Below are 24,706 nucleotides of genomic sequence, written 5' to 3' on the forward strand. Positions count from 1 at the left end.
GTACAGCTGAAAGTCAGATGCGTCGCCAGTAACGTGAGCGGAGATTTGACCCCGGTCACGCCACCATGGCGCGCGTCAAGCCAGCGACCGATAGGGCACGCCCGTCTTCGCACGGAGCTCTGCCTCGGTCACCCCGTCGGCCGATTCCACCAGCACCAGTCCCTCCCCGGTGACGTCGAACACCGCCAGATCGGTGATGATCCGATCCACCACGCCGACGCCGGTCAGCGGCAGGTCGCACTGGGGGAGGATCTTGTGGCTCCCGTCCTTGGCCACGTGCTCCATCAGCACGACGATGCGCTTGACCCCCGCCACCAGGTCCATGGCGCCGCCCATGCCCTTGACCATCTTGCCCGGCACCATCCAGTTGGCCAGGTCGCCCTTGTCGGTGACCTGCATGGCACCCAGCACGGCCAGGTCGATGTGGCCGCCGCGGATCATGGCGAAGGAGTCGTGGCTGCCGAAGTAGCTGGCGCCAGCGCGCGCGGTGACGGTCTGCTTGCCGGCATTGATCAGGTCGGCATCCACCTCGTCCTCGGTCGGGAACGGACCGATGCCCAGCAAGCCGTTTTCGGACTGCAGCCAGACGTCCATTCCGGCGGGAATGTGATTGGCAACCAGGGTCGGCAGGCCAATGCCCAGGTTCACATAGGCGCCATCGGTCAGTTCGCGGGCAGCGCGCTGCGCCATCTCATCGCGGGTCCAGGGCATCACTTGTCTCCTTGGCGGACGGTGCGCTGCTCGATGCGCTTCTCGGGGGCGGGGTTGTGGACGATGCGGTCCACGTAGATGCCCGGCAGGTGGACGTGGTCCGGGTCGATCGCGCCGACCTCCACCACCTCCTCGACCTCGGCAATGCAGACCTTGCCGGCCATCGCGCAGGCCGGGTTGAAGTTGCGCGCGGTCTTGCGGAACACCAGGTTGCCCGCCTTGTCGGCCTTCCACGCCTTGACCAGCGACACGTCGGCCATCAGCGCCGTCTCCATCACGTACCAATGCTCGCCGAACTGGCGCGTTTCCTTGCCTTCGGCGACGACCGTGCCGTAGCCGGTGCGGGTGAAGAACGCGGGAATCCCGGCGCCGCCGGCGCGCAGGCGCTCGGCCAGCGTGCCCTGCGGGTTGAACTCCAGCTCCAGCTCGCCCGACAGGAACTGGCGCTCGAACTCCTTGTTCTCACCCACGTAGGACGAAATCATCTTCCTGATCTGACGGGTCTCCAGCAGCAGCCCCAGTCCGAAGCCGTCCACGCCGGCGTTGTTGGAGATCGCCGTGAGCCCCTTCACGCCGCTGTCGCGCAGGGCGCCAATCAATGCTTCGGGGATGCCGCACAGGCCGAAGCCACCGACCGCCAGCGTCTGGCCGTCGGCCACGACGCCTTCAAGCGCCGCTGCCGCACTGGGATAGAGCTTCTGCTTGCCTCCGGAGCCGGGATTACCCGCCATGGCGCGATCCATTCGATGGTGAAAGCCGGCATTCTACCCAGCCGCCCATCCCGGACACAGGTACTTTCGGGCAATGGGAATCCGGCGCGGGGCGTGCGCGTACACTGCCGCCATGAGAACCGTCGCCCTCGTCACCGCCGTCGCTGCCACCGGGCATGACGATGACCTCGTTCCCCTGCTCGATGCGTGTGCCGATGCCGGCCTGCATGCCCGCGCCGTGGCCTGGGACGATCCCACCGTGAACTGGGGGCGTTTCGACACTGTCCTGCTCCGCTCGCCCTGGGACTACACCGAACGGCTGCCGGAGTTCCTGGCATGGGCCGAACGGGTGGACCGTGCGACCCTGCTGCTCAACCCCCTGAACGTGGTCCGCTGGAACACCGACAAGCACTATCTGGCCGATCTGGCCGCCGTCGGCATCCCCACGGTGCCGACGACGTTCGTGGAGCCCGACGCCGAACCCATGGAGGCCCTGAGCCGCTTTCTGGAGGCGTTCGCGGATGCGGACGAGTTCGTGGTCAAGCCGACCGTCAGTGCCGGCGCGCGGGACACCCAGCGCTACCAGCGCGACCAGCAGTTCGCCGCCGGCAACCATATCGCCCGGCTGCTCGACCAGGACCGCAGCGTTATGCTGCAGCCCTACCTGTCCACGGTGGATGCCGCTGGCGAAACCGCCCTGGTCTACTTTGCCGGCCATTTCAGCCATGCGCTCCGCAAGGGCGCGCAGCTGCCTCCCGGAGAAGCGGCACGCCAGGCGCCTATGGCAGCGGGCGACATCACCGCGCGCGATCCCCTGCCTTCGGAATTCACCCTCGCCGAGCGCATCCTGGCCGCGACCACGCGTCTGCGTCAGCTGGAGGCGCCCCTGACCTACGCACGCATCGACCTGCTGTCCGGCCCGAACGGCCAGCCCTGCCTGCTCGAACTGGAGCTGACCGAGCCCTCCCTGTTCTTCGACCAGGCCCCCGGCAGCGCAGCCCGACTCGCCGCCCTGCTCGCCGCGCCGCCGGCAGACGCCACCGTACGGACTCGCATGGATCGGGCCTGACGGCTAAAATCCGGCTTCTGCCCTCGGCCCACCGCCGCGGCCGGGCCTCTCCGTCGCACACAGGAATTCCCGCAGGATGAAGATTCTCGTCGCCTACAAGCGCGTGGTGGACTACAACGTCCGCATCCAGGTCAAGCCGGACGGCTCCGGCGTGGTCACCGACGGCGTCAAGCTGTCTCCCAACCCCTTCGACGAGATCGCGCTGGAAGAAGCCCTGCGCCTGCGCGACAAGGGCATCGCCACCGAGGTGGTGGTCGCCACCATCGCCCCCGCCGACGCCCAGGCCCACCTGCGCAACGGCCTGGCCATGGGCGCCAACCGTGCCATCCACGTGGTCACCGATCAGGCCATCCAGCCGCTGACCGCCGCCCGCACCCTGCTGAAGCTGGTCGAGAAGGAATCGCCCGATCTGGTGATCCTCGGCAAGCAGGCCATCGACGACGACGCCAACCAGACCGGCCAGATGCTGGCCACCCTGTGGGGCCGCCCGCAGGCCACCTTCGCCGGCAAGCTCGACATCGCCGACGGCAAGGCTACGGTGGTGCGCGAAGTCGACGCCGGCCTGGAAACGCTGGAGGTCGACCTGCCTGCGGTCGTCACCACCGACCTGCGCCTCAACGAACCGCGCTTCATCAAGCTGCCGGACATCATGAAGGCCAAGAGCAAGCCGCTGGAAACGCTGCAGCTGGCCGACCTGGGCGTCGAATCCGCCGATACGCACAAGACCACGCACTACGCCCCGCCAGCCAAACGCAGCAAGGGCGTCATGGTGAAGGACGCGGCCGAACTGGTCGCCGCACTCAAGCAGAAGGGGTTGCTGTAATGGCCAAGGTTCTCGTCATCGCCGAACACCTGGACGGCAAGCTCAACGCCTCCACCGCCAAGACCGTTAGCGCCGCTGCGGCCGTGAACGCCGACGCGATCGACGTGGTCGTGCTGGCTGCCGACCCGACGGCCATCGCTGCCGAAGCCGCGCAGATCGCCGGCGTTGCGAAGGTGCTGACCGTCGCCAACACCGCCAACGCGAACGCGATCGCCCAGGTGCTCGCGCCTCAGATCGCCAAGCTCGCCGCGGGCTATACGCACGTGTTCGCGCCCTCCACCACCTTCGGCAAGGACCTGCTGCCCTGCGTTGCCGCTCTGTTGGGCGTCAACCAGGTCTCCGACCTGATGGCCGTGGAAGGCCCGCATACCTTCAAGCGTCCGATCTACGCCGGCAACGCGATCATCACCGTCGAAGCCCCGTCCGATCAGACCGTCGTCGCCACCGTGCGTACCGCCTCCTGGCCGGAAGCGGCCAAGGGCGGCAGCGCGACGGTCGAAGCCGTCAGCGTGGACGCCACCCTGCCCACGCACACCCGTTACATCGGCCTGGCCGCCGGCAAGTCGGATCGCCCTGACCTGCAGAGCGCCAAGCGCGTCGTCTCCGGCGGTCGCGGCGTCGGCTCAGCCGAGAATTTCAAGGTCATCTATGCGCTGGCGGACAAGCTGGGCGCCGCCGTCGGCGCCTCCCGCGCCGCGGTCGACGCCGGCTATGTGCCGAACGAACTGCAGGTCGGCCAGACCGGCAAGATCATCGCGCCCGAGCTGTACGTGGCCGTCGGCATCTCCGGCGCCATCCAGCACCTGACCGGCATCAAGGATGCCGGCACCATCGTGGCGATCAACAAGGACGCCGAAGCGCCGATCTTCGAGATTGCGGACATCGGGTTGGTGGGGGATCTGTTCCAGTTGCTGCCAGAGCTGGAAGCGCAGCTCTGACGGCTTACGACAGTGCGCGACTTGCCGACGCCCGGAAGCAATGAAGCCTCCGGGCGACCCGTGCCGAGGCGTCTCGCCCGATCCGGGACGTGGCGGTACCGTTCTCGATGAAAGCCGCGCGCGAGCCGGCGCTTCGGGCATGCGCGCCGCAGGGACAAGGCGGATTGCCTGCGGCGTCGGTGACCAATCCGTGACGCGTACATGCCAGGCAAGAGACCTTCTGCCGACATCCGCAGCACGCCCGGATGGTCCGCAGCGGTCGCCGTGAACGCATCCCACGCACCGGAAAGCCGCCTCCGGGCCTGAGTCAGCACATCCCTAAGACGCGTGCCGCCCATGCCGCCACACACAGCAAACGGGCGGGCGACGAGCGGATCGGCTCGACCGGCTGAGCGTCGAGTACCTGACCGGACGCAGTCTCGACGCAACGTGTCCCCGGGCACATCGGTCGTCGCCCGCCAGCTCTAGACTATGGGTTTGACAAGGCGCCGATTAAGGTCACTGGCGGCATGATCTGCGCAGCTCCAATATACCCCCTTCGGTTGGCGCCGAGACCCCCGCACCTCGCAACCCTGTGAGTAAACGTGGAATCCCGCGCGCAACGACGCTACCGCTACAAGGAACGCAGCATGAAGAACCTGATTCCAGTCATCCTCTCCGGTGGCTCGGGGACCCGACTCTGGCCCCTGTCGCGAGAGGCCTATCCCAAGCAGTTCCTCCCTCTCATCGGCGACCAGACGATGCTGCAGGCCACTTGGCGGCGCATTGCTCCCGTCAGTGACGCCAGGCCGATCATCGTTGCGAACAATGAACATCGGTTCATGGTGGCGGAACAAATGCGCGAGATCGGTATCGAGCCCGCGGCCGTGGTGCTTGAGCCTGTGGGGCGGAACACCGCGCCGGCGATCGCAGTGGCGGCCATGCTCGCCGTGGCACAGAATGAAGACGCAGTACTGCTCGTGCTTCCTTCGGATCACGTGATCGCCAACGAGCAGGCTTTCCATGACGCCGTGGGTTCCGCGCTGGATGCGGCCGAGCGTGGCGCCCTCGTGACGTTCGGCATCGTGCCCGCAAGACCGGAAACCGGCTATGGCTACATCAAGGCCGGCAAAGGCGAAAACCCCAGGCCGGTCGAACGTTTCGTGGAAAAGCCCGACCTGGAAACCGCCAAGTACTATCTGGAAAGCGGGGAGTATCTATGGAACAGCGGGATGTTCATGTTCAAGGCATCCCGATATCTGGACGAACTGCGCCGCTTTGACCCCGACGTGCTCGCCGCGTGTGGGCAAGCGCTCGCGCTGGGCAGCCGCGATTCGGACTTCATTCGTCTGGACAACGATGCCTTCTCCGCGATCCGCGGCAATTCGATCGACTACGCGGTGATGGAGCGGACAAGCCGCGCCGCCGTGATCGCACTCGACGCCGGATGGAGCGATGTAGGTTCATGGGGCGCGCTTTGGGAGGCATCGCACCAGGACGAGAACGGCAATGCCCATCATGGCGACGTGATCGCCATAAACTGCAGGAACACCTATGCGCACGGCAAGCGCCTGATTGCCATGATCGGCCTAGAGGATGTTGTGGTCGTTGAAACCGATGATGCCGTTCTGGTCGGCCACCGCGACCGCATCCAGGAAGTCAAGGACATCGTCGGCAGAATCAAGGCAACAGGCCGGCCGGAGGCGTTCGCGCATCGGAAGGTGTACCGCCCTTGGGGCGCCTATGACTCCATCGACAATGGCGCGCGCTTCCAGGTGAAGCGCATCACGGTCAAGCCGGGCGCGAGCCTGAGCCTGCAGATGCACCACCACCGCGCCGAGCACTGGATCGTTGTTAGCGGTACGGCCGAGGTAACGCGAGGAGATGAGGTGATACTGCTCGCCGAGAACCAGAGTACCTATATTCCGCTCGGGATCATCCATCGATTGAGGAACCCCGGAAAACTTCCCCTCGAACTTATCGAAGTCCAGTCCGGAAGCTACCTCGGCGAGGACGATATCGTACGTTTTGACGATGCCTACGGACGCGTAAATGCCTGAGCATCCCCGCACGCTCCAGTCCTCCACCCTTGGGACATCCGGCGTCGCGCCGGTCTCGCTGTCGGTGGTTTCACCCGTCTATGGCTGCAAGGGATGCCTGGAAGAGCTTGTCGACCGGATCGCCTCCGCGGTCGCCCCCCTCGGGGGCACCTTCGAGGTCATCCTCGTCGATGACTGCAGTCCCGACGGGGCATGGTCCCGCATCACCGAGCTTGCCGAAAGCCGGCCCTGGCTTCGCGGCCTGAGACTGTCCAGGAACTTCGGTCAGCACTACGCCATCGCCGCGGGTATTGAGGGATCGCGCGGTAACGTAGTCGTCGTGATGGATTGCGACCTGCAGGATTCACCCGAGGACATTCCCGCACTTGTCGCCGGCCTCGTCGACACGGACGTCGTGTTCGGCCAGCGCACGGAACGACAGGACTCTGCCTCTAAGCGCTTCTTCTCCTGGGCCTTCTTCCGCCTTCTGTCCTGGCTGACCGGCGTTCCCCAGGACCATACGACCGCGAACTTCGGCGCATACAGCCGCAAGGTGATCGACGTCATCAACGACATGCCGGAACGCGACCGCTGCTTTCCCCTGATGGTGAAATGGACAGGGTTCTCCACCAGCTACTTGCCGGTTAGCCACGCGACCCGCAAGGAGGGCAGCAGCGGCTACAGTTTCAGCAAGCTGCTGCGCCTGGCCACGGAGATCGTGCTGTCATACTCTGACAAGCCCTTGAGGCTGGTCGTCAAGGTGGGGCTTGGGTTTGCCGCCATCGCGTTCGGCATGGTTGCCTGGACGCTGTTCCGCTTCATCCAGGGCGACACTCAGGTGGCAGGCTTCACGAGTATCATCGCCTCGATCTGGCTCGTGGGCGGCGTGATCATTTCCTGCTTGGGCATCCTCGGCCTGTACCTGGGCCGGCTGTTCATCGACGCAAAACGTCGCCCCTATTACCTGGTCTCCGAACAGACGCCGGAGGAACATCGTGCAAACTGAGCTGCTCTCGTCCTCGCCCCTGGAGTCGGCTCGCTTCGGCCTTACGGTCATGCGTGGAAAACAGAGCGCTGGCGACAGCAAGGCCATCGCGAAGGCCATATTCGAGTCGGAATGCGACCTGGCCATCATCCGGGTTCCGAGTGCGACCGGCGAGATCCACGGGATATCCCGCTGGGCGCTACCCTGCATCCACGCCGATACCCTGGTCTACTACAAGTGCGACCTGCGCAAGCACGTGCCGCAGCCATTGAGGAATGCCGACCTCGCCTTCCGGAGGGCAGGACCCGGTGATATCGAACCGCTGCGTGCGCTGATCGCGGAGACGTTCCTGAACTACAAGAGCCATTACCACGCCAACCCCCTACTTCCGCGCGAGAAGATCCTCGCCGGTTATCAGGAGTGGGCGGAGAGCCATGCCCTGGCGCCCGACCGGACGCTATGGATCGCGGAACGCAACGGTCGGTTGACGGCCTTCGCTGCCTGCTCGGAAACGCCAAACGGACAGACCGGCGAAGGTGTCCTGTATGGCGTCGCCCCAGGCGAGGCGGGCGGCGGTGTCTACGGCGACCTGATCCGGCACACGCAGTCGGATTTCGCGCAGCGCGGATTCCCGACGATGCTGGTTTCGACGCAGGTCAACAACTTCGCTGTGCAGAAGGTATGGGCACGCGAAGGCTTTTACCTTTTTGAGGCATGGGACACCTACCACGTAAACGCCCTTCTTTCGCCCCGCAGCAAGGTCTCCTCCGATTCGCTGACGTTCACCAAGGAGCAGGTGGCCGCCTTTGCCGCCGCGTCCGGCGACGTGAACCCCATCCACCTCGACGACGATGCCGCCCGCGAGGCGGGTTTCCCCGGCCGCATCTCCCACGGGGTACTCGCCGCGGCGGAACTTTCGCGCATCCTGGGGACCAAGGTGCCCGGACCCGGGACCATATTCGGACGACTGGACATGGCGTTCATTCAGCCGGTGCTCGCAGGGGAAGTTTACGAGGCGGCATTGAAGATCCCGGGCGGAGTGAGATCCGGCGGACCGATGCATGCGGTATTCGAGGTACGGGATGCGCAGTCCCGCATCTGCGTGTACGCCCATACCGACATCATCCTGCGCTAACCAAGCATCCCCTCGAAAGGCTGACGGCTTACATGAGCTACTTGTTCATCGCGTGCACCATCTTCCTGACCGTCTACGGCCAGGTTGTCATCAAGTGGCAGGTTGGCCTCCACCCCGCCATAGCGGCAGACGGCCTCAGCGCGAAGAGCATCGTCTCGCTTCTCCTCAATCCCTGGATTATCAGCGCGTTCGCCGCGGCCTTCGGCGCATCGCTGTTCTGGATGGCCGCGCTGAGCAGGATGCCGCTCAGCAAGGCCTATCCGTTCACCGCGCTCAGCTTCCCCTTGATCGCACTGCTCGCTACCTGGCTCTTCCGCGAACACTTCGACCTCAACAAGCTGCTGGGCACCGCCTTGATAGTCGCCGGCGTCCTCTTCCTGTCACGATCGGGGATTTGAATGAGCCAGATCACGCACGGCATCCGCTCCATCCTTTCGCATCCCTCTGTCTACGATTTCACGCAAAGCGTCCTCGGTGCGGGCCGCTCACGCAAGAATTTGGTGCGGGACTACATAAGGGCCAAGCCTGGGGACATATTGCTCGATATCGGCTGCGGGACCGCCGAACTCATCCCGTACCTGCCCTCGGATATCGAATACGTCGGGTTCGATCTGTCGCCGCAGTACATCGAAGCCGCGAGGCGCAGGTACGGCACACGCGCCCGCTTCAAATGCATGGACATCGCCCAGTTCAACGACACACTGATCAAGGACGGTGCCGACATCGTGCTGGCGATAGGCATCCTGCACCACCTCGACGACGAGCCCGCCCGTGCGCTTATACGCACCGCATGGAACAAACTGAGGCCCGGCGGGCGGCTGGTCACCGTGGACGGCACCCTCACGGACACCCAATCCCGCATGGCCCGGCACATCATCCTCCGGGATCGTGGACAGAATATCCGCACGCCGACGGGCTACCGGGAGCTGGCCGAACAGGAGTTCTCCTCGGTGCGGGCGACGGTACGCGAAGACATGCTTTTCGTCCCCTACACGCACTGCATCCTCGAGTGCACGCGCTGAATCACACCCCCGCAGGGAAGGATCATGACAATCCCCTTCAACAAACCATACATGACGGGCAACGAGCTGACTTACATCGCCGAAGCCCATGCCAACGGTCATCTTTCGGGCGATGGGCCGTTCACCCGTTACTGTAACGCCTGGCTTGAACGACAGATCGGCTCCACGAAGGCGCTGCTGACCCATTCCTGCACGGCAGCGCTTGAGATGAGTGCACTGATGCTGGAGCTCCAGCCCGGCGACGAAGTGATTATGCCGTCCTACACTTTCGTATCTACCGCGAACGCATTCGTGCTCCAGGGTGCCGTCCCGGTATTTGTCGACATCCGCGCCGACACCCTGAACATCGACGAAAGACTGATCGAAGCCGCGATCACACCCCGAACAAAGGCGATCTGCGTCGTCCACTACGCCGGCGTCGCCTGCGAGATGGACGAGATCATGCGCATCGCGGCCAAGCACGGGCTGATGGTCGTGGAGGATGCCGCGCAAGCCATCTACTCCTCCTACAAGGGACGCCCACTCGGCTCGATCGGCGACTTCGGATGCCTAAGCTTCCACGAGACCAAGAACATCATCTCCGGCGAAGGCGGCGCCCTGCTGGTTCGCGATGAGGCCAAGGTCCAGCGTGCCGAGATACTGCGGGAGAAAGGCACGAACCGGAGCAAGTTCCTGCGCGGTCAGGTCGACAAGTACACGTGGGTGGACGTTGGTTCGTCCTATCTTCCCAGCGAGATCGTGGCAGCATTCCTGCGAGCGCAAATGGAAGCGGGCGAGGCGATCACCGCGCGCCGGCTCGCGCTTTGGGACCGCTATCATGCCTGGGCGGCCGGACATGAGCGCGACGGGCGCGTGCGCAGGCCGTTCATACCGAAGGACGCATCGCACAACGCGCACATGTACTACCTGCTCCTGCCCGATCTGGATGCTAGGAGCCGTTTCATCGACGCCATGCGAGTGGCGGGCGTGGGTACTGTGTTCCACTATATTCCTCTCCATTCGGCACCACATGGCCTGAGATGCGCCCGATCGTCGGGCAGCATGGAAGTCACCGACCGCGTCAGCGGCCAGTTGGTGCGGCTGCCGTTGTGGCTCGGACTGGAGGATCGCCTCGATGAGGTTTTCACCGCGGCGGATGCCGCATTGGCGACCCTCTGAGTGGCTGACGCAGCCTCCCGCACCGGCTCGCGCTCGTGGGTGGACGTATTGGCGCCCATCGCGCTCCTCATCGCCACAGCGTCCGCCTGCCAATACCTGACGGACGAGCTGCGGGCCGGCCTGCACAGCGATTCCGCGCTGAAGTCGGTGCTCGCGGCCGTGGCGCTGCAGGAAGGCCGCCTGGTCCCCCATAGCTGGACCTTCGCCAACGGGGACATCCTCACCACGACGCCTTACGCCGTCCTGATACCTCTGCAGGACTTGTTCGGCATGTCGTTTGATACCAATGCCGCGGCCGTCATTATCTGCCTTCTCGCGATGCTGGGCGCTCTCTATGGACTAGCCAGGTCGATTTCGCCTGGACCGCGTTCGCAGGCGTTCGTCACATGCGCGCTTGCCGCTTGCGCCATGTCCTCCGCCAACCTAGAGTTCATCACCGCCCAAGGTGCGTATTCGCTTTACGCGGCGTTGGCGTTCCTCTTGTTCTCGCTGCTGCTGCGCCCGGCCTCCGGCCTGGCCCGCTGGATGCCAGCCGTGCTGTCTTTTCTGCTGGCTGCCAGCAACCCGATGCGCGCATGGGTGGCTGTGTTGTTGCCGGCCATCCTGGCTCACATGGCCGTCGTCTTGGTCCCGGTCCCCGGCCAAGACCAAACCCGGCGAGCAGGACTGGCGGGTCTGGTTCCGATGCCAGTGCTCTCGCTGGTCGCGGGTGCCGCCGCAGGGCATCTTGTGTACGCCCTCGTCATCATGCCTGAGGTGCAGAACTTCGATGCAGCGGCCCGCATATCGCCTGCGTCGGTCGAACACATCCGCCAGGTCGCCTCGCGACTGCCGGGCGACTGGTTCGGCTACTTCCAGATCGCGGGTGCCTGGTCATCGCTTTCGATCGCGATGCGGCTGTTGCAACTCGGCGTGTGGGTGATCGCATGCGCGATACCCGTCGCGCCTGCCGTCGCTATCCTTTCCAGGCGTACGTCGCCGGCCCTGAAACACGCCGCTTGGCTGACCTATGCCCTGCTGGCTTCCGGTTTACTTCCGTTGGTGGTCCTGGAAGGACTCTATCAGGGCACGATGGAAGTTCGTTACGCCACGCTAGGAATTCTGCTGGGGGTCACAGTGCTTCCCGCACTGGCCTACCAGCTGCGACAGACTCCTCGTCGCGGACCGTATCGCTGGACCGCAGGCTTCCTGCTCATCATCGCAACGGCGACCTCCTTCGCATGGCAGGACAGCGCCACGCCGGTCACGGCGGATGTGCGTGGCGTCAACCTGCGCCAGCGGATGGCCCTAGTCGACATGCTGCAAGAGCAACGCGTCGGCACGGCCGTGGCGACCTACTGGAACTCCCATGTACTGTCCGTGCTCTCCTCCGGGACGGTGATGGTCAATCCCGTGGGTTACGGCGAGCGCCTCGCGCCGTTCGCGCACCACGTACCCAACGAGCCACTGCATGGAAGCGCAGGCCCGCTGGAGGCCGTGATCCTAAGCGATACCGAGCTTTCCGCCGACGGCGGCGACGCCGTCATCGAGCAGCTGGGAGAGCCCCGGGCGAAGTTGAAATCCGGCAGCTTCAACGTCTGGCTCTACGGGGCAGGCACCGCGGCGAAGATATTTGCCGTCGGCCACCGCTTCGACGCGCCAGTGGCGCCCGACATGGTCGCCATCGAGAGCTCACCCGCGCTTCCGTCATGCGGTGAGGACCATTGCTCGGTGCGATTGCACGTGCGGAACAGGGGACGGCTCCCTCTCGCGACCGCAGGCAAGGTGCCCATGCGGATCGGATTGCGGGGGCTGGGAAAGGATGGCCAGCTGTTGTCGGACTTGGGGCGGGTCGATTTCCAAGTGCCCCTGCAACCGGGCCAATCCGATGATCTTGTTGCGCGGATAGGCACGATTCCACCCGAGGTGGCCAGCATCCAGGCCTGCTTGCTGCAAGAGCAGGTACAGTGGCTCTGCGACCGGACGGGGCCTGCGGATGATCCTTCGGTAGTTCCCCTAGAACAAGCGGCCGATCCGGCATCCGTCGGCGTCGTGCTCACGGGGCCCGGCCCATCCGCATGCAAGGCCAGTCCGGGCGTGCAATGCCGCACGCACCTTACCATCCGCAACACCGGGCGATTCGCATTGAATGGACCGGGCTCAAGGCCATTGATAGTCGGTTTTCGCGCGCGAAAGCCCGACAGCGTCGGGGGCGGGCTCACCGAGGGGCGCGTCATGCTCCCGCAACCGCTGGGCGCGGGTGCCGAGGCCACGGCCACCATCACGCTCGAGGCCGGCGACGCTGGCCTGGACTACCAGGTATGCGTGCTGCAGGAACACGTGGCATGGCTATGCGAGCGGACGACGTATGGAGATGTTCCACCGACGGCCCTGGACCAGCCAGCGGATCCTGACTTGGTCGGCGTGGTCCTCACGGGCCCGGGTTTCTCTGCATGCGCTCAATCCAAGCGTGCATCGTGCCGGTCCACGCTGACGATCCGTAACGTCGGCAAGCTGCCCATCAATGGGCTTGGCTCGAAGCCATTGGTGATCGGCTATCGGCGAACCACCGCCAGCCCAGGGAGCCGCGCCGGTGAAGGCAGGATAACCCTGCCCCATCCGCTGGGCGCCGGCGCCGAAGTCACCGTTGCCATCACCCTGGAGGCGGATCAGGCAGGACAGGCATTCCAGGTCTGCCTGCTCCAGGAACACGTCGCTTGGCTGTGCGACAAGACCCAAGGGCCGGCACCAGCGCTCCCGTAGCAGCCGGGGCGTCGTGCAGCGACGCGGACGTCCTCACCGTGCCGTGCTCAGGGCTTGGCGAGCGCCAACCAATCGGGCATGCCGGTACGGTACTTCGCGATCCCCCGCTCCAGATTCTCCCAATAGCCCGGTGTCAGGCGATAGTGCTGCTCCGCGAAGAAGAGCGCCTGGAAGCGTTCCGGATGTTTCGCCACCAGCAGCGCATCCTTCTCGAAGAACCGGTTGCGCTCGGCTTGCGATTCTCTTGCGACGTCCCGGCGGTGCGGCGGGTGGTAGACGACCACATCATGCGCATAGGGAACCTGACCCACCGCCTGCAGGCGCCAGCCGAAATCCGTGTCCTCGCGGAAGTGAGGCTCGTCGAACGCCAGGTCGAAGCCGTCCAGCATCTGGAAGCAGTCGTTGCGGACCATCAGGTTGGCGGTCATGAAGCCAATGCCTTCGAACCCGATGTTCGTCACCGGTCGCCAATCGGGGTCATCGAGATGGTCGGAACGGATCAGCCCCTCGACACCGACGACGCCGGGGGTCGCCAGTATCAAGGCTCCCTTCTCAAGCCAGTCCGGCTCGGGCTCGCAATCATCGTCCGTGAAGGCGATGTATCGACCCGACGCCATTGCCCCGCCGAGGTTGCGTGCCTTGACCGCACCCCGCACTTCAGTGTGGATGTACGTCAGCGGAAAGCCGAATGGTGCACCCGCCCGCGGCCAGCGCTCTCTGGATTGATCGACCACGATTACTTCGAAGTTCGCCAAGCTCTGCTCCGCGAGCCGTTCCAGGACGGTATCGAGCAGCCCGTGGCGTTCGTACGTAGGTATCACCACGGAGAACTCGGGCTGCGTGCGCCGCTTCTCTTCGAAGCGCTTGCGTAACACCGTGCCCAGGCTCGGCGATATCCGCTCCCAGGCATAGAAGGACTCCACCGCCCGGCGCCCACGATGTCCCAGCGATCGGCGTGCGTCCGGGTCCGCCAGGAGCGCGGAGAGGACCGCGGAGAAATCGTCCATTCCCGCGACCTCGAACGGCAGCTCGCCCGTAGCCACGATGCCACGCGCGCCGACCTCCGTAGTCACGACAGGTATGCCCGCCGCCATGAAATCGAACATCTTGATGCTGGTACCTGAGCCGCTGGCAAGCGGGTTGAGCGCGACATCCGCCGCGCGCAACCAGCGGCTCTTCTCCTCTTCGTCCACGACGCCGAGCGCCCGCACGTTCCGAGGCGCCCCATACAAGCCCTCGCAACACCCCCCCATCAACACGAACGTCGTCCCGGGCAGGGCGGGAGCGAGTGCATCCACGATGAACTGCGCGGCCGCGTTGTTGGGCGCATAGTTGGACCCAAGGAACACCGCGCAATCGCCCTCGATGCCGAGCGCACGCTTGGTTTCCAGGCGCGTGGATTCATCCGGCACCTGATGGGTGAACGCAAAGATGCCATTCGGCACGACCCTCAGCTTCGCCCACCCCGCTCCGTAGAGCCGCGCGAACGTATCGCGATCCTCATGCGAACACGCCAGCGTTAGGTCGGCCTCGTTGGCGAGCCTAGCCTCTAGGACCGCAATATGCTGGAGCAGCGCGTCCGCCTGAGGCAGATCGTCATGGAGCGAGGTCCTAAGGATGGACTCCACGTTGTGGGAATCGTAGACGAGCAGGTGGTGCGGCCTCAGTGCGTCGCGGAGCGCCGGATACGCCCAGGGGTGCGAGAACACGACGATGTCCGCCTCGCCGATGTGCTCGCGCGCCACCCTCAGATACTCGGGACTCAGGTGCACCTGCTGGTCGAACTCGACGTCGATCATCACGCGTCCGCCCATACGGCCGCTGGATTCAGCGGCCGCCTCGTGGTGTGCCGCGCTCAGCGGAACGCAGATCTCGCGGAGCCCCGGGGTCAAGAAATGGTCCCGCGGCTGCTCGCCCGGCCAATCGTAGGATCCCACATAGGTGGCTTGGATCGCGTCACCCAGAGCGTGGTACAAGCCAAGCAGGCGCTGGCGCCCTCCCCCGATGGCAGGCGTAATGGGCTGGAGGTCGACGATGGCGACTCTGAGCTGCTTCATAAAGGTCCTCTTTCTTACTGCATGCCGGCGGATACCAGCCGTTCCGCAATCCGTGTCCAGGAAAGAGATCTGACCCACTCCTCGCCGGCCTTACCCATGGCGGCAGCCTGCTGTGGCTGGGCCAGCAGCCGCTCGAATGCATCGCACAGCGCCTGCGGGCCGGGAGCGCTCACAAGCCCATTGCGGCCATCCTTGACCAGGTTCGCGGCTTCCCCCGAATCGTTGCACGTCACGACGGGCTTCGCGCTGGCAAATGCTTCGAGCGTGATATACCCGTAATCCTCACGCTTGGGGGTGAATGCCACGAGATTCGCTCCCGAATAGAGCGCACGGAGTTCTTCGTCCGAAACCCGGCCAAGGAACTCGATCCTGGGGTCTCCCTCCGCCATCTCGCGCAACGCGGACTCGGCTTCGCCGGTTCCCACGACCTTCATGCGCACCGCACGATCGCGCAACAAACGCATTGCCCTGATCGGCAGATCCACGCGCTTCCACGGGTGCAATCGTCCCGGCACGAGGATGTAACCCTGCGCGTCGCCAGCGGAGAACGCATCCGACCACAAAGGTGGGTGCAATACCTCCGATTCGATGCAGTTGGCGGCGCGCAACCTCGCGCTTACCTCCTCGCCAATGGTGAACACCGCCTTGCAACGCGGCGGCGACAGCGCACCCGTGTCCAGCGCATGAACGAGGCTCCGCTGCTTGCACTGGTCCTCGCTCCCCGATCCGAAGGCATCTTCGTACATGTCGTAGAACACGCGTATCGTATGGACCAGGTAGCAGACATGACGCGGATGGCGCACCAGCCAACTGGGAGCCTTCGTTGAAATCACAAGGTCGTAATTCGAGACATCCAGATCGTACGCGTACACGTAGCTTTGCTTGATGTTCTCGAACGTCGCCTCGTCTGTCGGCACCGGAAGCTCCGAAACCGAATGCCCCGCAGCGCGCAGTGCAGCGACCAACGCATCATAGAAGCGCTCGGCTCCGCCCTGTTCCCCGCTGGCGGGACGCGCGGTGACGACCCCTATGCGCAAGCGGCTCATGACGCGGCTACGCGGCGCAGATCAGCCTCCACCATCATCGAGATCAACTCGACAAGGGAGGTCTTGGGACTCCAGCCAAGGACGCGCTTTGCCTTGGCGGGATTACCCAGCAATACGTCCACTTCGGCCGGCCGGAAGAACTTCTCGTCGATCACGATGTAGTCGCGTGCATTCAGGCCCACGAGGGAGAACGCGATCTCGCACATGTCGCGCACCGTGGTGGTCTCGCCGGTCGCGACGACATAATCCGCACCGCCTTCCTGCTGCATCATCAGCCACATGGCCTCGACGTAATCTCCGGCGAAGCCCCAATCCCGCTTGGCGTCGATGTTGCCGATCCGCAACTCCTTCTGCTTCCCCAGCTTGATCCGGGCCACCGCGTCGGTCACCTTCCTGGTGACGAACTCGATTCCACGCAGGGGCGACTCATGGTTGAAGAGTATCCCGCTCGACGCGTGCATGCCGAAACTCTCCCGGTAGTTGACCGTCGCCCAGTGCGCCATCAACTTGGCCACCCCGTAGGGACTGCGAGGATAAAACGGCGTCGACTCGTCCTGCCTGTCCGCCTGGATCAGGCCGAACATCTCGCTGGTTGACGCCTGGTAGAAGTGCGCGGCCGGATTGCAGATGCGAACAGCCTCCAACACGTTCAGTGCGCCCACGCCATCCACTTGCGCGGTGAGGATCGGCTGTTGCCACGAAGAGCCCACGAAGCTTTGGGCTCCCAGGTTGTATACCTCGTCGGCCTTGGAGACTTCCATCGCCCGTATCAGGGAAGAAAGGTCGGCCAGGTCGCCATCGAGCAGCACGACCTCGTCCGCGATACCCAACTCCCGGAGGCGCCACAAGGTGTTCGTGCTGCGGCGGGCGAGCAGACCGTAGACTTTGTACCCCTTTTCGAGCAGCAGCCGCGACAAATAGGCGCCGTCCTGTCCTGTTATACCTGTAATGAGGGCGTTCTTGCTCATGGCTTTTTCCTTGCGTCATTGAGTATTTCGGACAAAGTCCTGTCGAACGGGATGATGGGTTCCCATCCCGTGTCGGCCCGCAGGCGGCTGGGGTCGGCGCACATCCTGGTTTGTTCGGAGGAGCGGACGCGCGCCGGATCGGTGATCAGCGGCGGATCCACGCCTGCGATCCTGCACATGTCCTTGAAGATGGACCGCAACGACCGCTCCACCCCGCTGCCCACGACATAGGTCTGCCCGCCCTTCCCCCGTGACAGCAGGCTGGCATACGCTCGAACGACGTCCCTTACGTCGGTGAAGTCGCGGGTGACATCGATGTTGCCGACATGGACGGCATCCTGCCGACCCTCGAGACATCCGATGATCTGTGCCGCCATGGAAGGCACGGCAAATCGATGGTCCTGGCCGGGCCCCACGTGGTTGAACGGCCGAGCCACGACTACGTCGACTCCCTCGCTGCGGTGCCATTGCAGGCACAGCTGTTCGGCAGCCCATTTGCTGACCGCGTAGGGGCTACGGGGTTCGGGCATCCGGATCTCGCTTACCGGCATCTCATCCAGCGGGACCCGGCCATAGATGTCGCCCGAACTCACGTAGAGCAGGCGTCCGCAGAAACCCACGGCGCTGAGGCCTTGCAGCAGGTTCAGCGTACCCCCGAGATTTATGTCGAACGTTTCTACGGGTGCTTCGAAGGATCGGGGCACGAAGCTTTGCGCGGCAAGGTGGATCACCCCATCCGGCTTTGAATCGACCACCCAGGAACGCACCGCTTCGCTGTCGCGCACGTCCCAGAGGGGGGGCGTGCCGATGAGCTGGACGTTCCCGCCGAAAACGCCGCGTGAAACGGCCTCGGCGACGTGAGCGCCCACAAACCCGGACATGCCCGTTACCAGCAGCCGCAGACGCTCAGGCATGGGGCTTCCTCGCTACGATGGAGTAATCCGCCGCGACATGGAGGCGCTCGATCACGGCGTTGACGGTCTCAGCGCCAGGCTGGTCCGCGGGCCACAGCGGAGGAGCATTGAGATCGCGCGCCTCGGTCAGGCGCTCGATCCGTGGATCCACGAATCCGCGCTCACGCACCAACCAAGCCAGCGTGACCGGCGGCAGCGGATTGCGGTGGGTGGGATCGAGGAAGAACCAATGGCTGGATACCGAGAGATTCTCCGGGTTCGGCGTTTCCAGGACGATCACGCCGCCCGGGCGCAGGACCCGAAACGCCTCATCGATCAGGAGGATGAGGGATTCGAATGGCAGGTGCTCCACCAGATGCATGGATGTGACCGCCCCCATACTGGCATCCGGCATCGCTCGCATCACCTCGATGGCATCGCCCTCCGAGACGTCCATGCCCGCGGCGCGGCAGGTCTCGATGAACACACGGTTGATGTCGATGCCACGGACGTGCATGCCATGGTCGCGGGCCAGCTCCATCCACTCGCCCCGCCCGCACCCCACATCCAGGATCGGTGCTTCAGCGGTGATCTCCCCGCCCTCGCGCACCCAATCAAGATAGGGAGCGGCACGCGACCGGATCATTTCCCTAGCTCCGCGGAAGGCATCCTCGAAATCGGCGTACAGGGGATCCAATGCGCGTGCGAAACGCCTGGCGCCTTCGGCGATGCCTTGCTGCTCCCGCCACTGCTGTTCCATTTCGGTCACCTGGGCAAGGCGCTGACACGCAGCATCCAAGTCCATACGCACGGTGGCCAAGGCAGTCTTTGCTTCACCCAGCTCGCGCCTGATCTGGGACAGCTCCTCACCGAAACGTTGGAGTTCCTGCCGTGACTCCTCCCTCGCACTGTGGAGATCCTCTGTTACCTGATTCGCAATCACCTCGTATCGCGAAGCCATACGCTCGCCCCGGCGCACCTGCTGGGCGAGCTGGTTCATCTCGCGGGCGCCATCCCGCCTGGCCCGCGCCTCGGCCGCTGCCAACCGGTTCAACAGGCGGCCGAGTTCATGCGCTTCGCGCGCCTGCCTCGCCTCCGAGATCCTCTGCCGGCGCCCCGTCACTCCGAGCTTTGCCAGTCCATGCAACCATGCGACGACGGGCCCGATGTAACGCTTCTGCTCCCAACGGACCAGCGTATAGGGCAGCAGAAGCCCGTCGACGTGCACACCGCGGCTCACGCCCTCCGCCGACCAGCGTATGTTGCCAAGCAGTTCCACCTTGCTCTTGCCTTCCCGCAGGGCATGCAGCACGCCCGCGAACCCTTGCGGGTCGGGCGGGCGGCGAAGGATCGCCACGTACGCGTTGGCGACGAAGTCCTCGTCGTCGAAGCCCGTCAGCTCCGCCAGCGCATATTCGCGTTTCGGCGGGATCCGGGGATGTGAAGGCACCCACTCGACAGCTGGCGCGCTGCTAGACTCGTCTCGTACCGCCGTCTCGCCCTGGGAGCGGCGACGTGCCAGTTCTGCCCGCACGCGGGCGAGCAGGTCCCTGCCATCCACGGGCCCTGCTTCCACGCGCGGGGCTTCCTCAAGCTCCCTGCGCATGCCGGCAACGAGCGCATCGACATCGATCGATCCGCGGTCTGCTTGTCCATTATCTCTAGTCATTCTCGTCCTGGCTGCTTGGGGCTCTGCACTTCAATACGTCAGGGCGGGCTACGCGCGGGAGAGCTGGCCAACCCCGTCCAGCGCCCCTTCCCGGATCTCGATCTCGGGCGGTAGCCAGTTGCTTCCGACGAACGTGGGCCTGTCGGCATTGGCGACCGTGAACACCAAAGCAAGGTCCCGCCACTCGTAGTTCTTCACCAGATGGGTCTCGGTACTGGAAAGCGCCACGGACACCGAATAGGTACCCGGCCCCAGGTTTGCGTCGAATCTGGCCGTGAAGTGGATGCAGTCACCGGCCTTCAATCCGCACCTGACCTGCTCGGTATGGAAAGTGTTCGTACCGAACATCACCTGCCCCAGGCGATCGCGGATCATGTAGCCAAAGACCAGCTGCTCGATGTCGGACCTGACCTCAACCCTCGCCGAAAGGGCGACACGATCCCCCACCCCGATGTACTCCACCGGCCGGGCACCGGAATCCAGCAGTTCCAACCTTGCGACGGTAGCCTCGCCGGTCCCGGACTTAGTCGCCGCCCTGCCCTCCCCGTCTCGTCCGGTCTCGATCTTGTCGTTCTCCTTCGCCGCCACCAACGCGTTGTAGTAATCGAGCACCTCGCTGGGCGCGCCGTCACGAACCAAGCGTCCGCCGTCGATCAGGATCGCCCGGTCGCACAACGACTGGATCGCAGCCGGATCGTGGGAAACTATGAGCAGCGCGGTTCCGAGGGCCCGGTACTCGCGAATACGCTTGAAGCACTTGTGGACGAAGTAAGCATCGCCGACGGCGAGCGCCTCGTCGACGATGAGGAGGTCGGGGCGCACAGCGGTCGCGACGCTGAAAGCCACGCGCATCTGCATGCCGGAAGAGTAGGTGCGGAGCGGCTGGTCGAAGTACTCCCCGATCTCGGCGAACTCCTCGATGCTGCTGATCAGCTGGTCGATCTCGTGTTGCGACGCGCCCATCAGCCCTGCAGCGTGGCGGGCATTCTCCCGCCCGCTGAGTTCGGGATTGAACCCGAGCCCGAGTTCCAACAGGGCCGAAGTGCGTCCCGTTGCCGCGACGCGGCCGGACGACTGCCGGGTTGTGCCCGCGATGATCTTCAGCAACGTACTCTTCCCGGCTCCATTCTGGCCGACGATACCTACCGCCTCGCCGACACCCACCCAGAAAGAAACGTGCTGCAGGATCCTGTGTTCCTCCGTCGGCCTGACGGGAATGCCGAACCAACGGGCAAATCGCTGCAGTTCGCTGGAATAGACGATGTAGGACTTGCTGACGTCCTCGACGGAAAGGATCGATGGGTTCATAACGCATCCACCAGTTCAGGCGAAGCGCGGCGGAACACCAACAGCGCCACCAGAAGCAGCACCACGGCGGAAGCCAAAGGAAACAGGAGCGTGCGGATATCCGGCGGCTGCCCGTACAGGATCACGGCGTGATAGCCCTCTACCAGAGCCGTTAACGGATTCGCCCAAAGCACCGCCCTGAAACCCTCCGGGACGATGTTGGCCGGATACACGATGGGTGTCAGCCAGAACCAGAACTGCAAGACGACCGCCATTACCTGCCCGACGTCGCGCGCGAACACATTCAAGGTGCCGAGCAGGAGGCCGATGCCGCTCGCCAACGCTATCACGATCGCAAGAAGCACCGGGATCCAAAGCAGGTTTACGGTCGGCGTCACTCCCAATACGGGAACGATGACCATCACGACAGCGAGCAGCACGAGGTTATTGACGAGCGCCGAACCCACCACGATTACAGGAAGACAAATGCGCGGAAACTGCATCTTCTTCAGCAACGATCCGTTGTCGATGAATACGGTGAGGGATCGCTGGACGATCTCGGCAAAGATCGACCAGCACAGCGTTCCCGACAAGAGATAGATCGCGAAGGAATACTTGTTGTCGATGCCGGGAATCTTCGCCGCCAGCACATTCGACAACACGATGGCGTATACCACCGCCTGGGCCAGCGGCTGCAGGACGATCCACAACGAACCGAGTCGGCTGCGCGCGACGCGCAGCTTCAGATCATTGACGATAGACGAGCCGACGAATCCGCGGTACCGCCAGACCGGGGCGAGCAGGGAAATCATTGGAGCCTCACGTATTCATTGGTTTCGACGGGGCGTTGGGCCGGGAAGCGGCGGGGGCATGCCTACCGCCAGTATCTCTGCGCAGCGCCGCATGATTCGTTCCGCCGCCCGCTGGGGCGCAAGCGCACTGAGCACGGCCTGTCGCCCACGCTCGCCCAACTGCGCCGCGGCGCCCCGATCATTCGCCAGTTCGCGCATGTGCACTGCGGCCATGCCCACATCCGCCTCGGCCCACATCGCTCCGGCGACATGGGGATATTGGCCTTCCAGGACGGGCACCAAGGTGTAATCAACCAGCCTGCTGTTGTCGGTCGTCATGAATTCCATGTTGCCCGACCAACCCGTCGCGACGACGGGCTTTCCCAACGCCATGCATTCGGCCAGCCCAAGGCCGAATCCCTCCGCGCGATGAAGCGAGATGTACGCATCGCAGCAGCGTTGCAGATCCTGCAGGTGGCCGGCATCCATGATCTGGTCGCGTATGAGGATGCGGCGGTCGTCCGCTACGGCGCTCAACAGGTTCAGGAGCGTATCGCCGTACTGGTGCCCGTTGCTCGTCTTCACCAGCAGGAAGACATCTTCGCGATCTTTCGGGAACGCCTTCTTGAAGGCCTCTAAGACCGCGAAGGGATTCTTGCGCTCCAGCCATGAGTGGAAATCGAAAGTACACAGGAACACGAACGCATGCTCGGGCAACCCGAAATGGGAGCGGTCCAGGCTAGCCGGAGCGAGGGGACCTAACGGCAAGGGCACCAGCAGGACGGGCTTGCTGGTGACCTTGCGGAATGCCCGCTCGACGAAGGTCGAGGCCACCATGATCTCGTCCACGTCATCCAGATGTGGGATCCACTCGGCTGGAATGTCCTCCAGTTCCCAGAACCAACAGCCGATCACGTGCTGTCCTGCCAGACGTGCTCGCCCGATCTTGGCGAACGCTTCGTCCAGATAATCCGGATTCACGAAGATGATGCTGATGCGGTGCGGGGCCTCGTCGCCGATGAAGGGCTCCAGGCTCCTGTCTTCCCATCCATGCGGGAGGCCCAGATCGATGTCGACAATGGAAACGTCTGCACCGCTATCCAGCAATGCGCGCGCATAAAGCCGCGCGCTTTCGGCGAGCCCGAACTGGCCCCGCATGTAGCCAAAGAGGTTGACCCCGGCTGATGGCAGTCCCGGATCCCTGGGTCCGGCACTGCGATCAGCGCCCGCAACGACCGACGGCCGCACCGGGGGCCAGCTTTCCGCATTCGGGAAGCGCAGGCGTTCGCGCGTCGACGACGCAATGCTCGACGCCACGCGCGCGCGCCATGACCCGGGAAGCCAGCGGTACACGGCCTGCAGCCATCCCTGCCTGCGTCCCCACGCGGACAGGTTCATGAGAAGGAAGCTCCGAGTCGCGAAAGAAGGCATGGGCCTCATTGCGGGCGACAGTACTTCGGCTTGGCGGGCTCATCGCTCATCCGGCGAGGGCCGCCAGCACGTCCGCGCGCAGGTCACCGATGACCTCCACCCCCACGCTCAACCGCACCAGCCCGTCGGTAATCCCCAGCTTCTCCCTACGCTCCACCGGCACCGACGCATGCGTCATCACCGCCGGGTGATTGACCAGGCTCTCCACCCCACCCAGCGATTCGGCCAGGGTGAACAGCTTCGTGTTCTCGCAGAACGTGCGCGCGGCGTCGAAGCCGCCCTTGAGCACGATGGAGATGATGCCGCCGTAGCCCTGCATCTGGCGGGTCGCCAGTGCGTGCTGCGGGTGCGATGTCAGGCCGGGGTAGATGACCTTCTCGATTGCGGGGTGCGTTTCCAGCCACTGCGCCAGGGCGAGCGCGTTCTCGCAGTGCGCCTTCATGCGCAGGTGCAGGGTCTTCAGCCCACGCAGGGCGAGGAAGCTGTCGAAGGGTCCCTGGACAGCGCCGATGGAGTTCTGCAGGAAGGCCATCTGCTCGGCCAGTTCCGTGTCGTCACCCACCACCACCATGCCACCGACCATGTCGGAGTGGCCGTTGAGGTACTTGGTGGCCGAATGCATGACGATGTCGGCGCCCAGCGCCAGCGGGCGCTGCAGGATGGGCGAGGCGAAGGTGTTGTCGACGACCACGCGCAGGCCGCGCTTGTGCGCGATATCGCAGATGGCGGCGATGTCGACGATCTTCAGCATGGGGTTGGTGGGCGTCTCCACCCACACCAGTCGCGTTTCCGGACGGATGGAGGACTCGAACGCCGCAAGGTCGGTCATGTCGACGAAGCTGAAGTCCAGCCCGGCCGTGCGTCGACGCACGCGCTCGAACAGGCGATAGCTGCCGCCGTACAGGTCGTCCATCGCCACGACGTGGCTGCCGCTGTCCAGCAACTCCAGGATCGTCGAGGTGGCCGCCATGCCGGACGCGAAAGCGAAGCCGCGGCTGCCGCCTTCCAGCGCCGCCACGCAACGCTCGTAGGCGAAACGCGTGGGATTGTGCGTGCGCGAGTACTCGAAGCCCTGGTGAACGCCCGGACTGCTCTGGGCGTACGTGGACGTGGCGTAGATCGGGGGCATGACTGCGCCCGTGGTGGGATCGGGCGCCTGGCCACCATGGATGGCCAGCGTACCCAGTGCGAGATCGCCCGCGTCCCCACCGGAAGGGGATGAATGTGTCGCCATGTTCGGGTTCCTTGAATCA

The 24,706-nt window shown here is 64.4% G+C and carries 21 protein-coding genes; 10 read left to right on the forward strand and 11 right to left on the reverse strand.

The window, feature by feature from the left end; all coding sequences use genetic code 11:
- Positions 1 to 75: 75 nt before the first annotated feature.
- Together V8246_RS04520 and V8246_RS04525 are read right to left on the reverse strand one after the other, a co-directional pair.
- The gene (locus V8246_RS04520) at positions 76 to 711 is read right to left on the reverse strand and encodes a CoA transferase subunit B (RefSeq protein ID WP_187574338.1); all 636 of its coding nucleotides are present in this window, start codon (positions 709 to 711) and stop codon (positions 76 to 78) included.
- Positions 711 to 1,442 (reverse strand): CoA transferase subunit A, encoded by a 732-nt coding sequence (locus V8246_RS04525; protein WP_336188090.1) that lies wholly within the window; start codon positions 1,440 to 1,442, stop codon positions 711 to 713. The genes V8246_RS04520 and V8246_RS04525 overlap by 1 nt, the downstream gene beginning before the upstream one ends.
- Positions 1,443 to 1,554: 112 nt before the next feature.
- On the opposite strand from V8246_RS04525, the gene V8246_RS04530 reads away from it, so the two are divergent.
- From V8246_RS04530 to V8246_RS04575, 10 genes are all read left to right on the forward strand, one after another.
- On the forward strand, positions 1,555 to 2,490 hold the full coding sequence (locus V8246_RS04530) for a hypothetical protein (RefSeq protein WP_336188091.1): 936 nt from the start codon (positions 1,555 to 1,557) through the stop codon (positions 2,488 to 2,490).
- Between the two features lie 76 nt (positions 2,491 to 2,566).
- Positions 2,567 to 3,313, forward strand: a complete 747-nt coding sequence (locus V8246_RS04535) for an electron transfer flavoprotein subunit beta/FixA family protein (RefSeq protein ID WP_187574335.1) — start codon at positions 2,567 to 2,569, stop codon at positions 3,311 to 3,313.
- Positions 3,313 to 4,251, forward strand: a complete 939-nt coding sequence (locus V8246_RS04540; RefSeq protein ID WP_336188092.1) for an electron transfer flavoprotein subunit alpha/FixB family protein — start codon at positions 3,313 to 3,315, stop codon at positions 4,249 to 4,251. Before V8246_RS04535 ends, V8246_RS04540 begins: the two co-directional genes overlap by 1 nt.
- 629 nt (positions 4,252 to 4,880) lie before the next feature.
- On the forward strand, positions 4,881 to 6,290 hold the full coding sequence (locus V8246_RS04545; protein WP_336188093.1) for a mannose-1-phosphate guanylyltransferase/mannose-6-phosphate isomerase: 1,410 nt from the start codon (positions 4,881 to 4,883) through the stop codon (positions 6,288 to 6,290).
- Positions 6,283 to 7,275, forward strand: coding sequence for a glycosyltransferase family 2 protein (locus V8246_RS04550; protein WP_336188094.1), 993 nt, complete (start codon positions 6,283 to 6,285; stop codon positions 7,273 to 7,275). The genes V8246_RS04545 and V8246_RS04550 overlap by 8 nt, the downstream gene beginning before the upstream one ends.
- Complete coding sequence (locus tag V8246_RS04555; RefSeq protein WP_336188095.1) at positions 7,265 to 8,389, forward strand: GNAT family N-acetyltransferase; 1,125 nt, start codon at positions 7,265 to 7,267, stop codon at positions 8,387 to 8,389. The genes V8246_RS04550 and V8246_RS04555 overlap by 11 nt, the downstream gene beginning before the upstream one ends.
- A 32-nt stretch (positions 8,390 to 8,421) precedes the next feature.
- On the forward strand, positions 8,422 to 8,787 hold the full coding sequence (locus V8246_RS04560; protein WP_336188096.1) for an EamA family transporter: 366 nt from the start codon (positions 8,422 to 8,424) through the stop codon (positions 8,785 to 8,787).
- Positions 8,788 to 9,411 (forward strand): class I SAM-dependent methyltransferase, encoded by a 624-nt coding sequence (locus V8246_RS04565; RefSeq protein ID WP_336188097.1) that lies wholly within the window; start codon positions 8,788 to 8,790, stop codon positions 9,409 to 9,411.
- A gap of 24 nt (positions 9,412 to 9,435) precedes the next feature.
- On the forward strand, positions 9,436 to 10,569 hold the full coding sequence (gene rffA, locus V8246_RS04570; protein ID WP_336188098.1) for a dTDP-4-amino-4,6-dideoxygalactose transaminase: 1,134 nt from the start codon (positions 9,436 to 9,438) through the stop codon (positions 10,567 to 10,569).
- Positions 10,570 to 13,311 (forward strand): hypothetical protein, encoded by a 2,742-nt coding sequence (locus V8246_RS04575; protein WP_336188099.1) that lies wholly within the window; start codon positions 10,570 to 10,572, stop codon positions 13,309 to 13,311.
- 47 nt (positions 13,312 to 13,358) lie between these two features.
- Here V8246_RS04575 and V8246_RS04580 read toward each other — a convergent pair whose 3' ends face one another.
- From V8246_RS04580 to V8246_RS04620, 9 genes are all read right to left on the reverse strand, one after another.
- Positions 13,359 to 15,368, reverse strand: coding sequence for a glycosyltransferase (locus V8246_RS04580; protein ID WP_336188100.1), 2,010 nt, complete (start codon positions 15,366 to 15,368; stop codon positions 13,359 to 13,361).
- A 14-nt stretch (positions 15,369 to 15,382) separates the two neighbouring features.
- Positions 15,383 to 16,414, reverse strand: coding sequence for a glycosyltransferase family 4 protein (locus tag V8246_RS04585; RefSeq protein ID WP_336188101.1), 1,032 nt, complete (start codon positions 16,412 to 16,414; stop codon positions 15,383 to 15,385).
- On the reverse strand, positions 16,411 to 17,382 hold the full coding sequence (locus V8246_RS04590) for a GDP-mannose 4,6-dehydratase (RefSeq protein WP_336188102.1): 972 nt from the start codon (positions 17,380 to 17,382) through the stop codon (positions 16,411 to 16,413). Before V8246_RS04590 ends, V8246_RS04585 begins: the two co-directional genes overlap by 4 nt.
- Complete coding sequence (locus V8246_RS04595; RefSeq protein ID WP_336188103.1) at positions 17,379 to 18,296, reverse strand: GDP-mannose 4,6-dehydratase; 918 nt, start codon at positions 18,294 to 18,296, stop codon at positions 17,379 to 17,381. The genes V8246_RS04590 and V8246_RS04595 overlap by 4 nt, the downstream gene beginning before the upstream one ends.
- Complete coding sequence (locus tag V8246_RS04600; protein WP_336188104.1) at positions 18,289 to 19,944, reverse strand: methyltransferase domain-containing protein; 1,656 nt, start codon at positions 19,942 to 19,944, stop codon at positions 18,289 to 18,291. The genes V8246_RS04595 and V8246_RS04600 overlap by 8 nt, the downstream gene beginning before the upstream one ends.
- Positions 19,945 to 19,992: 48 nt before the next feature.
- Entirely contained in the window at positions 19,993 to 21,252 is a 1,260-nt protein-coding gene (locus V8246_RS04605) for an ABC transporter ATP-binding protein (protein ID WP_336188105.1), read from the reverse strand.
- On the reverse strand, positions 21,249 to 22,043 hold the full coding sequence (locus V8246_RS04610; protein ID WP_336188106.1) for an ABC transporter permease: 795 nt from the start codon (positions 22,041 to 22,043) through the stop codon (positions 21,249 to 21,251). Before V8246_RS04610 ends, V8246_RS04605 begins: the two co-directional genes overlap by 4 nt.
- Before the next feature lie 15 nt (positions 22,044 to 22,058).
- Complete coding sequence (locus tag V8246_RS04615; RefSeq protein WP_336188107.1) at positions 22,059 to 23,420, reverse strand: glycosyltransferase; 1,362 nt, start codon at positions 23,418 to 23,420, stop codon at positions 22,059 to 22,061.
- Between the two features lie 79 nt (positions 23,421 to 23,499).
- A complete protein-coding gene (locus tag V8246_RS04620) occupies positions 23,500 to 24,687 on the reverse strand; it encodes a cystathionine gamma-synthase (protein WP_336188108.1) in 1,188 nt (395 codons plus the stop codon).
- Positions 24,688 to 24,706 lie beyond the last annotated feature (19 nt).

The organism is Pseudoxanthomonas sp. F11 (assembly GCF_037046485.1).
Lineage (GTDB): Bacteria > Pseudomonadota > Gammaproteobacteria > Xanthomonadales > Xanthomonadaceae > Pseudoxanthomonas_A.

Bases quoted from the DNA above. Each gene is read 5' to 3' on its own strand.
- V8246_RS04615 (WP_336188107.1), bottom strand. From the start codon at position 23,420: ATGAACCTGTCCGCGTGGGGACGCAGGCAGGGATGGCTGCAGGCCGTG.
- V8246_RS04560 (WP_336188096.1), top strand. From the start codon at position 8,422: ATGAGCTACTTGTTCATCGCGTGCACCATCTTCCTGACCGTCTACGGC.
- V8246_RS04520 (WP_187574338.1), bottom strand. From the start codon at position 711: ATGCCCTGGACCCGCGATGAGATGGCGCAGCGCGCTGCCCGCGAACTG.
- V8246_RS04530 (WP_336188091.1), top strand. From the start codon at position 1,555: ATGAGAACCGTCGCCCTCGTCACCGCCGTCGCTGCCACCGGGCATGAC.
- V8246_RS04605 (WP_336188105.1), bottom strand. From the start codon at position 21,252: ATGAACCCATCGATCCTTTCCGTCGAGGACGTCAGCAAGTCCTACATC.
- V8246_RS04610 (WP_336188106.1), bottom strand. From the start codon at position 22,043: ATGATTTCCCTGCTCGCCCCGGTCTGGCGGTACCGCGGATTCGTCGGC.
- V8246_RS04600 (WP_336188104.1), bottom strand. From the start codon at position 19,944: ATGACTAGAGATAATGGACAAGCAGACCGCGGATCGATCGATGTCGAT.
- rffA (WP_336188098.1), top strand. From the start codon at position 9,436: ATGACAATCCCCTTCAACAAACCATACATGACGGGCAACGAGCTGACT.
- V8246_RS04620 (WP_336188108.1), bottom strand. From the start codon at position 24,687: ATGGCGACACATTCATCCCCTTCCGGTGGGGACGCGGGCGATCTCGCA.
- V8246_RS04590 (WP_336188102.1), bottom strand. From the start codon at position 17,382: ATGAGCAAGAACGCCCTCATTACAGGTATAACAGGACAGGACGGCGCC.
- V8246_RS04550 (WP_336188094.1), top strand. From the start codon at position 6,283: ATGCCTGAGCATCCCCGCACGCTCCAGTCCTCCACCCTTGGGACATCC.
- V8246_RS04545 (WP_336188093.1), top strand. From the start codon at position 4,881: ATGAAGAACCTGATTCCAGTCATCCTCTCCGGTGGCTCGGGGACCCGA.
- V8246_RS04580 (WP_336188100.1), bottom strand. From the start codon at position 15,368: ATGAAGCAGCTCAGAGTCGCCATCGTCGACCTCCAGCCCATTACGCCT.
- V8246_RS04595 (WP_336188103.1), bottom strand. From the start codon at position 18,296: ATGCCTGAGCGTCTGCGGCTGCTGGTAACGGGCATGTCCGGGTTTGTG.
- V8246_RS04565 (WP_336188097.1), top strand. From the start codon at position 8,788: ATGAGCCAGATCACGCACGGCATCCGCTCCATCCTTTCGCATCCCTCT.
- V8246_RS04525 (WP_336188090.1), bottom strand. From the start codon at position 1,442: ATGGCGGGTAATCCCGGCTCCGGAGGCAAGCAGAAGCTCTATCCCAGT.
- V8246_RS04535 (WP_187574335.1), top strand. From the start codon at position 2,567: ATGAAGATTCTCGTCGCCTACAAGCGCGTGGTGGACTACAACGTCCGC.
- V8246_RS04585 (WP_336188101.1), bottom strand. From the start codon at position 16,414: ATGAGCCGCTTGCGCATAGGGGTCGTCACCGCGCGTCCCGCCAGCGGG.
- V8246_RS04540 (WP_336188092.1), top strand. From the start codon at position 3,313: ATGGCCAAGGTTCTCGTCATCGCCGAACACCTGGACGGCAAGCTCAAC.